We start from the raw sequence: 13272 nt of genomic DNA on the forward strand, positions 1-13272 counted from the left end.
TAAGGGGCATCAATCGAGGAGTTCAACCACCTTATAGCGACTGGTATGACCCTTGATTAACCGAACACGGGACTTAGGCACCTGAAAATAGGCTGCCAAGACCGCAATCAGTTCTTGATTGGCCTTGCCATCAGTGGCAGGGGCACGCACCGCCACCACTAGCTGACCGGCAGAATCAACAGCAACAGAGGACGCTCTTGCATTCGGTTTGACCACCAGATGGTATTTCTTCATGCCCTCCTAGCCTGAAGCATGGGCACAGATGTGCTGCCCAATTTGCTTGTCAATTTTCATAATGTGATTCACTAACCAGTCTGCTAACTTACCATGGATCCGGGTGGCGATCGCCGCATCCGCTTGGCTGTTGCGGTACTGCTGCTGCAGCTCTTCAATCATCTCGATGAACTGTTTATGGGCGCAGCGGTTAACTTCTGCTAGGGGGCACTGGTATTTTTCAGCACAGCTTTCTTCATTCCCGAAGTGCCACTCTGCATAATACTTCATGAAAGCAATTAGCTGTTTAATCGCAGCGCTTCCCCGACCCTGTTCAATGGCATCCGCCAGATCATTGACAGCACAGACGAGTTCCTTGTGCTGTATATCAATCATGGGCACGCCGGTCTGGAGCTGCTCTGTCCACGCGAAGCGTTGCATTGTTTTTTATCCCCCTAGACCGATTGTGGGTGGGTTTTTGTTTTCAGGAACGTAAAGATTCCCTCTAGAAAGGAAGAGCTAATTTCTGTTGTTTCAATGAGTTCTGGTTCCGTAGGGCTGGCGGCGGCAGCAGCAATGCCAGCAATTTCCTCGGCAATCCCCACCACTATCAGGCGAAAACAAATTTTTTGCACCTCTAGAATGGGTAAGTTCAACGCTTCACTGATTTCTTGGAGGGTTTTGGTACCGTTAGCGTACTCCCACACTTGCCACTCATGATGATTGAGGTGGTAGGGGGGCTGTCCTTCAATCGTGCTGGCAATGGTTGAACTCGGCAGGGGCAGCTTGTCCATTAGGGCTGTCCAATCCCGCAGCAGTCGTAGACCCGCCAAGGAAATTTCCATGGGTGAGGCACTCAGTCCCGTCATTTCCGCAAAGGGCAGTGGATGGTTGGCATCGAACTTAAACCAGCCCTCATTGAGGCTAAAGAGGTGAGGAATCGGTGTCAGTACCTGTTGCTTGAACAATAGCCGCAGCTGTTCTGGCTCAAGGGCACCTTGGGTTTTCAAACACAGCCCAAGGGATCCGGTTCGGGAACAAAAGGGTAAAAGGCGTTGAATGGTAGTTGGGCGCAGCCAGCCCCGCTGCTCAATGAGCCGTTGCAATCCTTGGTGATCCAAGGTCGTTGTTGCGGCTACAATCTGACCCAAGTGAAAGAAGATATAGTACTCCTGCATTTGGGGAATCAGCGGCATCATCCCCGCCATTTCCACGGGCTTAATGGAGAGGCAGCCCGTTTTTTGCCCCTGCTCCAGAAAATGAAAAATTTCCCCCAAGGAAAATTCCGATAGATAACCTGTAATTTTCATACATTCCCCCTAGTGAGTGATGTTGTTCTAAGTGGTGAGTGCACTGCGGTTTAATTGCGAGGATTGGGCACTGGCATAGGCTTGAATGAGTGCCATCATGGCAGCGGCAACGGAAGACTGATCCAAAGCATTCACAGGCACCATGGGTGGGCGGCGGTGGGGACTCAAGTAGCCAAGGGCGATCGCGATCTCTTCAGCAGGCCACGCATTGGGATTATCGGCATGGCTCAGACCCACTAGCATTGGAATCTTTGTGCGATGGCGCATGAAGGCCAAAATCCGCCGTGCGGCTCGAAAATCTTGGGGACGGTGAGAACTGACCAGTAGGATAAACGCATGGGCTTTGCGAATAAGAATATCCCACATAAAGTCAAAGCGTTCTTGGCCAGGGGTGCCATACAGATGCAGGGCAACATTAGGACCAAACTGCAGCCGCCCAAAGTCCATGGCCACGGTTGTTTTTTCCTTGAAAGCAGCAATTTCATCCGTTGCCTTGCGATCGGTATCCACCACCTCAATCTCACTAATCGTGCGGATGAAGGTAGATTTCCCTGCGCCCACTGGTCCTGTGATCACAATGCGCATAATTTCCATGGATTAGCACCTCAAATTCAGGGAATCAGGCCTAAACATTGACGGCTTGGCTTACACTGGTGAGTTGGGTTTGCAGCTCAGCCAACACATTTTTAATTTCGAGGTTGATAATGCCCAATTTGGCAGAGGCGTCTGCCAGCACAAGGAAAACCGCATCTTCGGTGCAGCTGGTGAGAATACCATACCCACTGGCACCCTCTACAAGGATGCGCTCGATTTTGCCCCGGCTTAGCTCTCGTCCAATACGTTCCCCCAACGACAACATGGCCGCTGACATCGCTGCCACCCGTTCATCATCCATTCCCCCCGGCAAGGTTGCCGCCAGCGTCAGACCATCGGGAGACACAAGCGCTGCCCCTTGGACATTACTGGCATTGGCAACAAAGTGTTGCAATGTGGCTTCAAGTTTAGCGGCATTAATTGGCATAATCTAATCCTCATATAAAGTATGGGAACTTTTGGAACAATGACTGCTAGGTCATCTACATGGCAGCAGCCCCTGTGGCAATTAGCCGTTGAAATAGTGCCTGGGTCCAACCGGTTTCCTTAAGAACCGCTTGGGAAGACACCTCGAAGTAGGCCTGTTCAATAAAGGCAAGATCAATCATGCAAATTTTGCCTAGGGCATCACTGAGGGCCTCGGATTTGTTGGCTTCCCTTAACTTTTGCCGCACGGCGTTGACAACAATTGCCATCGCGGGTACCACATGCTGTGGCCCAATGCCAATGCGCACGTGAACCAGACCAATTTTCCAGCGTCGCTCAGCGTAGGCCTTGCCCCAACTATCCATCCCTGTGAACATTTCATGGAACCAGTCGATGAAGGTTTGATGGAGGCGATGAATGCGTCCTTCTGTGGCGTTGAGAATGGCATTCATCTCTTCATCCCGCCCCAAGTAGTCATAAAAAATATCAGCCATCTGTGGAGCAATTTCCTTTCCCCAAGGGGCAGCCTCAGCTAACAGGGATTTGTCTTCATCAGTCAACTGGACTCGTCGCACCATTATTGCCATAAAATTGATTGGCTCAATTGTCATCTCTTTCGCCTCGAAACACTGAATAACTTTAATTACTAGATCAGGTGAATTGACTGGGCGTCCGTGATTCAGTGATTAGAATCAAGTCAGGCACTTGCTCCTGCAAGCTAACAAACAATATTCGGAAAAGCTGAAAATTTCAGAAACAATTAAAGATTCCCCCTTAAAAATCCAAGCACCGCTGGTACAGACCCCTGCATTAGATGCTTGAAAAGCGCTTTCTCACTCCACGACATGCAACCTCAACTCAGATTTAGCCGATTTCACAGGGACTCAACACAGAAATAAAAGTTGCTCCTCATTCTAAAAAGTATGAAGTTAGCTTACTTATCACTCTGCGTTGCAGAAACAGGCTGCGGTTAATGCAGAGAGTATCCCCCTGACTTTCTAATGAAAAGTATAGATTTCTCTGTAGTTCTCTGATTGTATTTCTCGACACACTACACAAAATAAAATGATTAGACACATTTTTTAATTATTCTTTAGTTTTTTAATTCGCTTTGTGTGGAAATGAAAGTAACTTTTACAAAATATCCCCAATGCCTTGATCCCATGGCACGGAGTATGCCACCCTTGCATTGTTATCCATCTAGGATGCTTTGAGTCATCGTAGGTATTTATCTTGAGCAAGGGAGGATAGTTATATGTCCGATCGCTTGACCTACCAAGGCGAAATGGAAACGAAGCTGCAACAACTCGGTGCCCAGCTTGACCAACTCAAGGCAAAGGCGGATCAAGCGGGTGAAGATGTCAAGGCAGATATTGAAGCTAAAATTGAAGCCCTCAAGACCAAACGCGATGAGATTACTCAGCAATTGGCTGCCCTCAAAGAAGCGGGCGATGATGCTTGGGAGTCCCTCAAAGCAGGGTTCCAGAGTGCGTGGGATGAGTTGAGCAAGGCCTTTGAGGAAGCAGCCAGTAAGTTTAAGGGTGAATAACTGTTTTCTTAGCTCCAGCCCTCAATGGTGACATCGACGCGATCGCTCTCGTGGGAAAGGGGCGCAATGTTCAAGTAGTACAGGGGCTGATCCGGCGATAAATTCCGCAGCCAATGGAGACATTGGGCATCCACATGGACATAGGAGCCGGTTTCCACGGGGGTACGGATCAAGGCGGTTGCCGCCACAGAACTCGCAGGGGGCGTCATCGGGTAGGTAATCAGTTCACCAACTCCCGATACAATCAGGAAAATATCGTCACCGCGATGGTGGTAATGGGGATAGTTGGCTTGTCCTGGCTCAATGCGATAGAGACTAGAGGCTAGCTCAGGGTTGTGGTGATCCAAGGGACAGACGGCATAGCCCGGCCGCTTTGGTGTCCAAGTTTGACAGCGCTCAACCAACTCAGGAAAAGAAAAAACTAACATCGTGCCTTTAGGACAAAATACTCAGCATTGGCTTATTGTATCGCCAAGCGATCGCGCTATCCTAGCCTGTGGTCTGTGTCGGAGTTTGGCATGAGTACATCCATCCCAGTGATTGTTGTTGGCGCCCTCGGTAAAATGGGACGCGAAGTTGTGAAAACAGTGCAGCAGGCTCCTGACACGACCCTTTATGCGGCTGTTGATCGCAAGCAGGTGGGGGAAGATATTGGTGAAGCCTTGGGGCTAGGAGCCTTAGAGATTCCCATTAGCAGCAGCTTGCAAGAGGTGTGTGTGGCGGCTGCCCAAGAAAAACAACCCGTGGTCATGGTGGACTTTACCCATCCCCAAGCAGTGTATGAGAATGTGCGCATGGCGATCGCCTACGGGGTGTATCCGGTGGTGGGGACGACAGGCTTGAGTCCAGAACAAATTGAAGATCTGGCCGAGTTTGCCGACAAGGCCGATATGGGGGTGGTCATTGCGCCGAATTTCTCAATTGGCATGGTGCTGCTCCAAGAGGCTGCCATCCGCGCAAGCCAGTACTTTGATCACGTGGAGATCATTGAACTGCACCACAACCAAAAGGCTGATGCTCCTAGTGGTACCGCCATTCAAACCGCGCAGCGTTTAGCAGAATTGGGCAAAACCTTTAACCCCCCCCAAGTGCAGGAGTCCGAACATCTCACGGGGGCGCGAGGGGCGTGCGCTGACGCTGAAATTCGCATTCACAGTGTTCGCCTCCCCGGACTGATTGCCCATCAGGAGGTGATTTTTGGGGCACCGGGACAAATTTATACGCTGCGCCATGACACCAGCGATCGCCAGTGCTATATGCCGGGGGTACTGCTTGCCATTCGCAAAGTCACGCACCTCAAACGCTTAATCTATGGCCTTGAAAAGCTGCTTTAGTCTAAACTTCAGGGGTTTGCTGCAACAACCAAAAGCCTTGCAATACATCTTGTTCCGGTCGTTCCTTCACTGCGATAAAGTGTAGCCCCTGGCTTTGAGTACAGGCGTCCCTAAAGGCAGCCAGTTCCTTCTGAATCTGGGGATTGCGGCCACTAATGAGAACCCAGCGATCGCTCGCTCCTGTTTCTAATACCAATAACGGTTGGGGGTTCTCCTCAAAACTCAAATAGGCCGGCTCTAATCCCGATAGCCAACCCGCTAAGGGCAGTGCGCGCTGCGAATAGATAATTAACCCCGGCAGTAGCGTATCGTCCCTGAGGGTCAAAAAGGGCAGTGGGGGTACCTCACCAAAGGGCAGTTCCCATTCACCAGCCGTTTTAATTTCCCCCAGAGGAAGACCACTGAATTGCCAGCGATCGCCCCGCAGGGCTGGTGGTAAAGGTTGAGGTGCAGGGGGGATCAACTGGGGTGGCGTTGCCAGATCGGCTTGGTAGTTGGGTAGGGTTGGATAGAGGTTTGTGGCGCGATCGCGCAGCCAATCATAGAGGGCAAACGTGCGCCGACTGGGCACCATCACTAATCCTGCCGCTTCTCCCCCCCGCGTAATAATGCTGGTCATGGCTCGGCGGAAAAAACGTACCCGATCGGGTTGAGCACTGTTTGCCAGTCCCAGTTGCTGCCGCCATTGATCCATGGCTTCTTTGAGGGCAGCTTCTAACCAGCGGGCATTGGCTTCAGCGCCGGCACAAGTTTTGCTGAACTGAAATTGTTGCTGGCGATCGCAAATCAGCAATTCCCAGATTTTTTTGTTGTTTTCATCCACAAGGGGACGGGAATAAAAATCCAACTCCCAGATCGTATCCATTCACACCTAGAGGAACGTTACCCGCAAACTTGAAGCTATTTGCCTTTCCTAGGATAGGCGGTTTTGGCCGTCAAGGTAAATGTATAACCCGATACAGATTTTCCACTGCGAGAACTGGTGCAATCAAAGGTTAATTGCGGGTCAATGCTTTGCTCAGCTCAAGCCAAACAACAGCCAGATAACTTTCTGGCGCGATGGTGCCGCAACTGCGATTTCTCCTCCGCTGAACTCATGTGCAACTCTACTCCATAATCGTTGAGAATGAAAGCGATGTCCAAGTTAAAACTGAAACGTGCGAGACGGCAAAAGCGCCCGTTACGCAACCTCGACCGGCAGCCCAATTTCCGCTGGCGATCGCCAGCCCTTGTCGCCTGCATTCCCCTAGCTTTAATCATTGTGGCTGTTTGGGGAGTGGCTGCTCAGGCACAGGATAAACCCCTCACCCCTGAAACAGTTCAAGGAGTACTCAACACCATTTGGGTACTCATTGCAGCCATTCTGGTGATTTTCATGAATGCTGGCTTCGGCATGTTGGAAACTGGCTTCTGCCGCCAGAAAAATGCTGTCAACATTCTTTCTAAGAACCTAATTGTTTTTGCCTTGGCCACCCTTGCCTACTGGGCGATCGGATTCTCTTTCATGTTTGGTACCGAGGGCAATGCTTTTATTGGCCTAGGGGGCTTTTTCCTCAGTAGTGAAAACCCCGAAACCTACGGTCTTGATCCCTTTCCGGAGGGCTTACCCATCGCTGTGGCCTTTCTGTTCCAAGCTGCCTTTGCAGGAACCGCAGCCACCATTGTTTCTGGAGCAGTGGCCGAGCGGATCAAGTTTGTTGACTTTTTGATTTTCAGCCTCCTGCTCACTGGTATCTCTTACCCCATTACGGGTCACTGGGTTTGGGGGGGTGGCCTTCTCAGCAACATTGGTTTCCTTGGCCCAGATATTGCCTTTAAGGATTTTGCCGGTTCAACGGTGGTTCATGCCGTAGGCGGTTGGTCGGCACTGATGGGCGCTGCGTTTCTAGGACCACGGCTTGGCAAGTATGCCGCAGATGGTACGCCTCGGGCGTTGCCCGGCCACAACATGGGCTTTGCCATGCTGGGGTGTTTGATCCTCTGGATCGGCTGGTTTGGTTTTAACCCTGGTTCTGAACTGGCCGCGAATGAAGCTGTACCCTACATCGCAGTCACAACAAACTTGGCGGCGGCAGCCGGTGGGGTTGCGGCAACAATTACCGCTTGGCTAGCCATTGGTAAACCTGACCTCTCCATGATTATCAACGGTATTCTGGCGGGATTAGTGTCCATTACAGCACCCTGTGCAGGTGTGTCTTATTGGAGTGCCGTGATCATTGGTGCCATTGGCGGTGTGATTGTGGTCTATTCTGTCCTTTTCTTTGACCGCATCAAAATTGATGACCCCGTCGGCGCCACCTCTGTCCACTTGGTCTGCGGCACTTGGGGTACCTTAGCTGTTGGCTTGTTTGACAAAGAGTTAGGCTTGCTCACCGGCCACGGAGTGACTCAGTTGATTGCTCAGATTATCGGTATTTTGACAGTCGGTGGCTTTACTGTACTGCTGACCAGTATCTTTTGGCTGGCTCTGAAACAAACGCTTGGCATTCGTGTTTCCGAAGAAGAGGAACTCAAAGGCTTGGACATCGGCGAGCATGGCATGGAAGCCTACAGCGGTTTCTTGAAGGAGTAACTCGCCTGCCAATAAGTTTGGGGTCGTACCACGCCGCTGGACGATCCCATTGCCCTAGGTGGTTTTTGCTGTCCTCAGCGTTTGAGGGCAGTTTTTTCTAACTTTGCAGTGATATACGCTACGCTATAGCGGCAGTACATTAGGGAGTTTTGGATGAGCGATCGCGCCATGGCGGTACGGGTGCGACAACACGTTAACCCTCTCAGTCAAAAGTTCCAGCAGGACATTGCTGTTCCCGATTGGTCAACAACTTACGAGAAACCCTCGCAGCCTTTACATCTCGATATTGGCTGTGCCAAGGGGACGTTCTTGCTAGAAATGGCAGCACTGTATCCAGAGCAAAATTTTCTGGGTCTGGAAATTCGCTACCCGCTGGTGGTGACGGCCAATGAACGGCGCGATCGCCAGCAACTTCGGAACCTCCACTACCTTTGGGGCAATGCCAATGTCCACTTGGGCAAAATCCTCGGCGGACTCCCCCTGCACACCGTCACGATTCAGTTTCCAGATCCGTGGTTCAAGCGCCGTCACCATAAACGCCGCGTCGTCACCCCTGAACTGGTGGCCACCCTTGCCGAACTCCTGCCCGCTGGTGGGCGTGTTGTCCTTCAGTCAGATGTCTTTGAGGTGGCTGAATCAATGGTGCAACAGTTTCGTGCCCATGCCGCCTTTAGCTCAACCTGTACCGATTGGTTACCCCAGAGTCCTTGGCCCGTCGCGACAGAACGGGAAAAATGTGTCCTCAGTAAAGGATTAGCCGTTTACCGCTGGCAATTTGAGCGGTGTGCCCTCTAACTGGCTTTCAAATACTGCTGCCAAGTAGCAACAATTGCTGGGGAACCGTACCAAGGGGCATCGGGGCGATCGCGCAAGCGGCTGCGAGGCGCATGGAGCACATCTTCATAGACCAGATTCTCTGCCCCCTCAAGGTGGGCTGCTGCCACCGGTGTCACCCCATCTCCCCAACAGGCACCCTCGCCACAGGTGAGTTTATAGCTTTGATACGTAAACCAATTGGCAAACGAACCGCGTGGTGTGCCATAGATGGCCTTGCCCGCTAGACACACATAGCGAACTTGCGGGTAATAGGCACCGGGGTACGTGGTGTTCACAAAGTCAAGATTGCGGCGCGTCCAACGCTCCTGACTCCGATGGGGAGTACCCAACGTGATTAGCGTGTGCACCCATTTGTGACCCGCCCAAACTTGGTCATCATAGGGTTGATCCCCTAGGTAAATGCGGCTAATCCAGCCCCCCGCTGAGTGGCCAATGAGATGCACGGCGGACGCCCCTGTTGTATTCAGAACATGCTGAATGGTGGTATCCAAGGCCTGTAAAATTGGCGCCACCGATCGCCCCCCCAACGTGGGAAACCACGAGCGTACCCTGAGGGGCACCACCTCCGCCACAAACCCCAATTGCCGCAGATAATCCCGCAGTGGGTAATAGTCAGGGGCAGCCGCTAAATATCCCGGTAAAAGAACGACAGGCAACACAGGACTAACTTGCTTGAGGCGTCGCCGGGAAGTGTATCACATTTGGATAGACGGAAATCATTAGCCCCTCGCGAGCCAGCAGCGTCTGCGGAAATCGTGCCCGTGCCAACTCACCAATGCGATCTAGACAGTCATCATCGTGGCTAGGGTCATGGTGAAACAAAATCAGTTGCTTCACTTGGGCGGCTTGGGCAAGCTTAACCGCCTCCTGCCATGTGGAATGCCCCCACCCCACCTTGCTCTGCTGCGGGTGATAGTATTCTTCATCGGTATAGGTGGCATCGTAGATCATCACATCAGCGCGATCAGCCAAGGCAAACGCCCCCGGATGCAACTGATCGGGCAAATGCTCCGTGTCTGTGATATAGGCCACATGGATACCCTGCCAACTCACACGGTAGCCCACCCCCCCACCCGGATGATTCAGGGCTTCATTACTCACCACCACACCACCGCCTAGGTGTACCTGTTCGCCCGCCTCCAAGTCATAAAAACGCAAATCTCCCCCCATAATCTGCAACGGGACAGGAAAGTTGGGGTGCAGCATTTGATCATTCAGTCGTCGTTCAATGCCCTGACCATTTTTCCCCGGCACTGCGTAGATATGGAACTGATTCCCCGGTACAAAGGCGGGCTGAAAGAAGGGAAAACCCTGAATATGATCCCAGTGGGTATGGGTAAAGAATAAATGTGCTGCCACCGGCTGTTGACTCATTAAGTGCTCCCCCAGAACCCGTAAACCCGTACCGCCGTCAAAAATGATGCGTTGACCATTAGCTTGAATTTCCACGCAGGGAGTGTTACCGCCATAGCGGACAGTGTGGGAACCGGGACAGGGAATACTGCCGCGCACGCCCCAAAACCGAATGGTGAGTGGGTTAAACATGGGCATATCGCAAATCTTGATCGTAGTGTGCCACAGAAAACACGCTTGACTTGTGATATGGATCATCCTCCCCCTGTGACGCTAGGAGTTGATAGAGTGGCGGCTAGCCGCCACCAGGGTTGGTGAAAAATTTTTTTTAAAATCTGCAAGGCGAGTGCATATTTGTAAAAACGCCATTGGATAAATGAATAGAGGGTTGTAACAGGAGGATGGATGAATAATGAGGAGTGAATAAAGCAGGCAGTCACGTTTCTCCGTACGGTTGTCCTTTGATTGATATCTAGTGAGAACGATTGATGACACGCCAACCCTGCGATAAACTCATTGCTTTGCTCCAATTTGACGGTTCCGATCGCCCGCGCTGGTATTGCGATCGCCAACTACAGGCCTACTTCACAGCAGCGGGGTACAACCTCGAGGAGCCGGAGCCGACGGCTGTCTTCCTCCTCCAAAAATTCCAGAGTCAGCCGAACCATGATGATGCCCAGTACTGGCGGCGGGGTCTATTTTGCTATCTCCAAGAAACTAGTTGGTCTGTAGCCATGACCCTGCGGGAGAAACTGGGCGGGATGCATCAGGTCAGTGACTGTTTTCAGCAGGCTTGCTGTCTCACTAATGATCCCCTCAAGTTATTGAGCAAATTTAAGCCCGAGCGGGGTACGCGGCTATCCACCTATGCCTATCGCCGTATCTATGACGGTGTGTATGCTGCGCTGGTGGGGGTTCGGAAATCAGATTGGGGCCTACTCAAACACAGCGGTTCCCGTTCTCTTTCCGCAGCCCTGAAGAACCAAGGATACACAGAAGATCGCGTTCGTCAAATCTGTGCCCTTGTCAAATTGTGGCAGGAGTTGGCGGATCAGACCACTGCTCCCGATCAGGCACTGTTGGCTCAGGTGGCTAAAACCTATCGTCAATGTTGTCCTGATCTCCCCGCTGTAACCCCTAGCGAAGTTAAAACCCTGCTCCACGAAGCGATCGACGCCTTGCGTGCCTATCAACAACCACAGGTGGTGAATCCTGCTGAGCAAAGGTTTTGGGACACCCTAGAAGGAGGAAATACGCCTTGGGAAGCAACCCTGAAACAGGAAGAACAGGAAACCCTTAAACGGGTCTTTGAAATGATGAAAAATGCGATTGCAGCACTGGATGACACCAGTCGTCAGGTGTTTTGTCTGTACTATTGCGAGCAGGTCAGCCAACAAGAAATTGCCCAGCGCTTAGGTTTTCCAAAACAATATCAAGTGTCTCGCGTCCTAGAGCGGATTCGTGGTCATTTGGCGAAAGTGCTACTCGCAGGCCTTAACCAACCCACGCATCCTCAACGCCTTAAGGAGGTAACAGTGGCTATCAATCTGTGGTTAAAGGGGGGCTATAAAGTGTTAAGAGCGTCTTGTCAACGGTGTGGTCGGGTGGGTATGGCAGAACACTGTCGTTATGAGGGTGCATCTTGACTGTTTTGTAAACGGTATGAACTTTTGGGAGTTGTTGTACTTAGGTAAGAAACCATGACATCGCTATCACTTTCGTTTCTCACTGCCATAGATGCGCCACCGATGGCGCACACGGAACATGTTCACATTGATTTAGCAGATAGTGGCGATCGCCAGTGGATTGAGCAGATCACAGCGGCTGCCCGCGCTTACCGTCGTGGCAGTGTCCGAATAAATGCGATGGCCTATGTAGCTGTGCGTGACTGGTTCGCAGCAATGGGCATCAGTGCCGACCCCTTCCTCTCCACCGTCGAACTGCCCATCTTCTGGGAGTTTGTCAACGGCACCCTGCTGAAGACCGCCATTGGTCAAGTGTTGATTGTGCCTGATACTTCCATAGAGCTTGACGAGTGCCGCATTCCTCAGGAATGGTTGCACATTGCCGCTTGGAAACCCGATTACATCTTGGGTGTCCAAGTCTTTGCCGAAGAAGCGCAAGTCAGACTCTGGGGCTATGCACCGACTAGCAGCGTGAATCGTTCTGCCATTGATGCCTTGAGCCGTACCTACACCCTCGATCGCGAGGACATGATCGAAGATGTGCCCCTCCTCGCTGCCTTGCCGGCCTGCCATCACATCCCTGTTCCATCACCTGCCGCAACTGCGATTCCCACAGCCACGCTTCAGCAAATTGCCAGTGGTGAGATTCTCTTGCCCCGCTTGGTGTTACCCCTAGAGGAATGGCTGCACATCATTGGGCAACCTCGCCATCGCCTTGATCTCTTTTTGGCCTGTCATCCGCAGCGGCTGAGTCTCTGGCTTTATGCCAAGACCAAGGGCGTGAGCAACCTGTTGGGTCAAGTGTGGCAAGACGTGCAGGAACTGCTTGAGGAGGGCGCTATGATCAATCCCTATCTCAGTTGGAAGCTGGGCTGGACATCGCCAGAGTGGGCATTGCGCTCCAATGACACCTTAGAAGCCATGCAAGCTCAAGCTCAATTACGCCAAGCCTTGGCAACGGAGGATTGTCGCCAAGCGGTTGCCCTCCTCAAAGACCTGATTGCCACCACTGCCGATGAAGGATTGCGCTGGCTGGCGGCAGAATATCTCCACGCTAAAGATGCCACTGCCCCAGAAGCAGGGGTGTGGAAAACTCGTACCGTGGACTTGGGTCTTGCCCTCGGCGGACAGTCCTTCGGCTTGGTCATGGCCGTACTGCCGCGAGATACGATGTCTGCCAATATTCTTGTGCGCGTCACTGCCCTCAAGGTAGGTGAAACGTTGCCCCCAGACTTGGTTTTGATGATTACTGAGGCCAATGGCAATACCTTTGCCCAAGTCACTAGTCGGCAGCAGGATCAAGCGGTGCAGTACAAGTTTTGGGGACAAATTGGCGAAACTTTTGGCATCACATTGGCCTATGGAGATGCTAAGATCACGGAAACTTTTGTTGTCTAGC

Annotated in this window: 16 protein-coding genes; 6 read left to right on the forward strand and 10 right to left on the reverse strand. The window is 51.9% G+C overall.

Annotated elements, in window-relative coordinates:
• Positions 1 to 9: 9 nt before the first annotated feature.
• From M0644_RS03310 to M0644_RS03335, 6 genes are read right to left on the reverse strand one after another with little or no spacing between them, the layout of a single operon-like run.
• Positions 10 to 234, reverse strand: a complete 225-nt coding sequence (locus M0644_RS03310; protein ID WP_149818134.1) for a DUF167 domain-containing protein — start codon at positions 232 to 234, stop codon at positions 10 to 12.
• Positions 235 to 240: 6 nt separating this feature from the next.
• Positions 241 to 654 (reverse strand): hemerythrin family protein, encoded by a 414-nt coding sequence (locus tag M0644_RS03315; protein ID WP_286626574.1) that lies wholly within the window; start codon positions 652 to 654, stop codon positions 241 to 243.
• A 14-nt stretch (positions 655 to 668) separates the two neighbouring features.
• Positions 669 to 1523 (reverse strand): DUF4388 domain-containing protein, encoded by an 855-nt coding sequence (locus M0644_RS03320; RefSeq protein ID WP_286626575.1) that lies wholly within the window; start codon positions 1521 to 1523, stop codon positions 669 to 671.
• 27 nt (positions 1524 to 1550) lie between these two features.
• Positions 1551 to 2117, reverse strand: a complete 567-nt coding sequence (locus M0644_RS03325; protein WP_149818140.1) for an ATP/GTP-binding protein — start codon at positions 2115 to 2117, stop codon at positions 1551 to 1553.
• 31 nt (positions 2118 to 2148) lie between these two features.
• Positions 2149 to 2544, reverse strand: a complete 396-nt coding sequence (locus M0644_RS03330) for a roadblock/LC7 domain-containing protein (protein WP_286626577.1) — start codon at positions 2542 to 2544, stop codon at positions 2149 to 2151.
• A 55-nt stretch (positions 2545 to 2599) separates the two neighbouring features.
• Positions 2600 to 3154, reverse strand: coding sequence for a protoglobin domain-containing protein (locus tag M0644_RS03335; protein ID WP_286649868.1), 555 nt, complete (start codon positions 3152 to 3154; stop codon positions 2600 to 2602).
• A 644-nt stretch (positions 3155 to 3798) separates the two neighbouring features.
• Between M0644_RS03335 and M0644_RS03340 the strand changes: the two genes are divergently transcribed.
• The gene (locus tag M0644_RS03340) at positions 3799 to 4092 is read left to right on the forward strand and encodes a hypothetical protein (protein ID WP_149818146.1); all 294 of its coding nucleotides are present in this window, start codon (positions 3799 to 3801) and stop codon (positions 4090 to 4092) included.
• An 8-nt stretch (positions 4093 to 4100) separates the two neighbouring features.
• Here M0644_RS03340 and M0644_RS03345 read toward each other — a convergent pair whose 3' ends face one another.
• A complete protein-coding gene (locus tag M0644_RS03345) occupies positions 4101 to 4520 on the reverse strand; it encodes a cupin domain-containing protein (protein ID WP_286626579.1) in 420 nt (139 codons plus the stop codon).
• 90 nt (positions 4521 to 4610) lie between these two features.
• On the opposite strand from M0644_RS03345, the gene dapB reads away from it, so the two are divergent.
• A complete protein-coding gene (dapB, locus tag M0644_RS03350) occupies positions 4611 to 5426 on the forward strand; it encodes a 4-hydroxy-tetrahydrodipicolinate reductase (RefSeq protein ID WP_286626580.1) in 816 nt (271 codons plus the stop codon).
• Between the two features lies 1 nt (position 5427).
• Here the strand turns inward: dapB and M0644_RS03355 are convergent, their stop codons facing one another.
• Entirely contained in the window at positions 5428 to 6291 is an 864-nt protein-coding gene (locus M0644_RS03355) for a Tab2/Atab2 family RNA-binding protein (RefSeq protein WP_286626581.1), read from the reverse strand.
• 261 nt (positions 6292 to 6552) lie between these two features.
• Between M0644_RS03355 and M0644_RS03360 the strand changes: the two genes are divergently transcribed.
• Positions 6553 to 7998, forward strand: coding sequence for an ammonium transporter (locus M0644_RS03360; RefSeq protein WP_149818152.1), 1446 nt, complete (start codon positions 6553 to 6555; stop codon positions 7996 to 7998).
• A 153-nt stretch (positions 7999 to 8151) separates the two neighbouring features.
• Complete coding sequence (trmB, locus tag M0644_RS03365; protein WP_286626582.1) at positions 8152 to 8793, forward strand: tRNA (guanosine(46)-N7)-methyltransferase TrmB; 642 nt, start codon at positions 8152 to 8154, stop codon at positions 8791 to 8793.
• On the opposite strand, the gene M0644_RS03370 is transcribed toward trmB, so the two are convergent.
• Positions 8790 to 9494: a triacylglycerol lipase gene (locus M0644_RS03370; protein ID WP_286626583.1), complete on the reverse strand. Its 705-nt coding sequence runs from the start codon at positions 9492 to 9494 to the stop codon at positions 8790 to 8792. The two genes, trmB and M0644_RS03370, sit on opposite strands and share 4 nt — an antisense overlap.
• A 4-nt stretch (positions 9495 to 9498) precedes the next feature.
• Complete coding sequence (locus M0644_RS03375) at positions 9499 to 10386, reverse strand: MBL fold metallo-hydrolase (RefSeq protein WP_286626584.1); 888 nt, start codon at positions 10384 to 10386, stop codon at positions 9499 to 9501.
• Positions 10387 to 10676: 290 nt separating this feature from the next.
• Between M0644_RS03375 and M0644_RS03380 the strand changes: the two genes are divergently transcribed.
• Positions 10677 to 11834 (forward strand): sigma-70 family RNA polymerase sigma factor, encoded by a 1158-nt coding sequence (locus tag M0644_RS03380; RefSeq protein ID WP_286626585.1) that lies wholly within the window; start codon positions 10677 to 10679, stop codon positions 11832 to 11834.
• A gap of 54 nt (positions 11835 to 11888) precedes the next feature.
• Positions 11889 to 13271, forward strand: a complete 1383-nt coding sequence (locus M0644_RS03385; protein ID WP_286626586.1) for a DUF1822 family protein — start codon at positions 11889 to 11891, stop codon at positions 13269 to 13271.
• Position 13272 lies beyond the last annotated feature (1 nt).

The sequence above is a fragment of the Thermosynechococcus sp. B1 genome (assembly GCF_030322985.1).
Taxonomy (GTDB): Bacteria; Cyanobacteriota; Cyanobacteriia; order Thermosynechococcales; family Thermosynechococcaceae; genus Thermosynechococcus.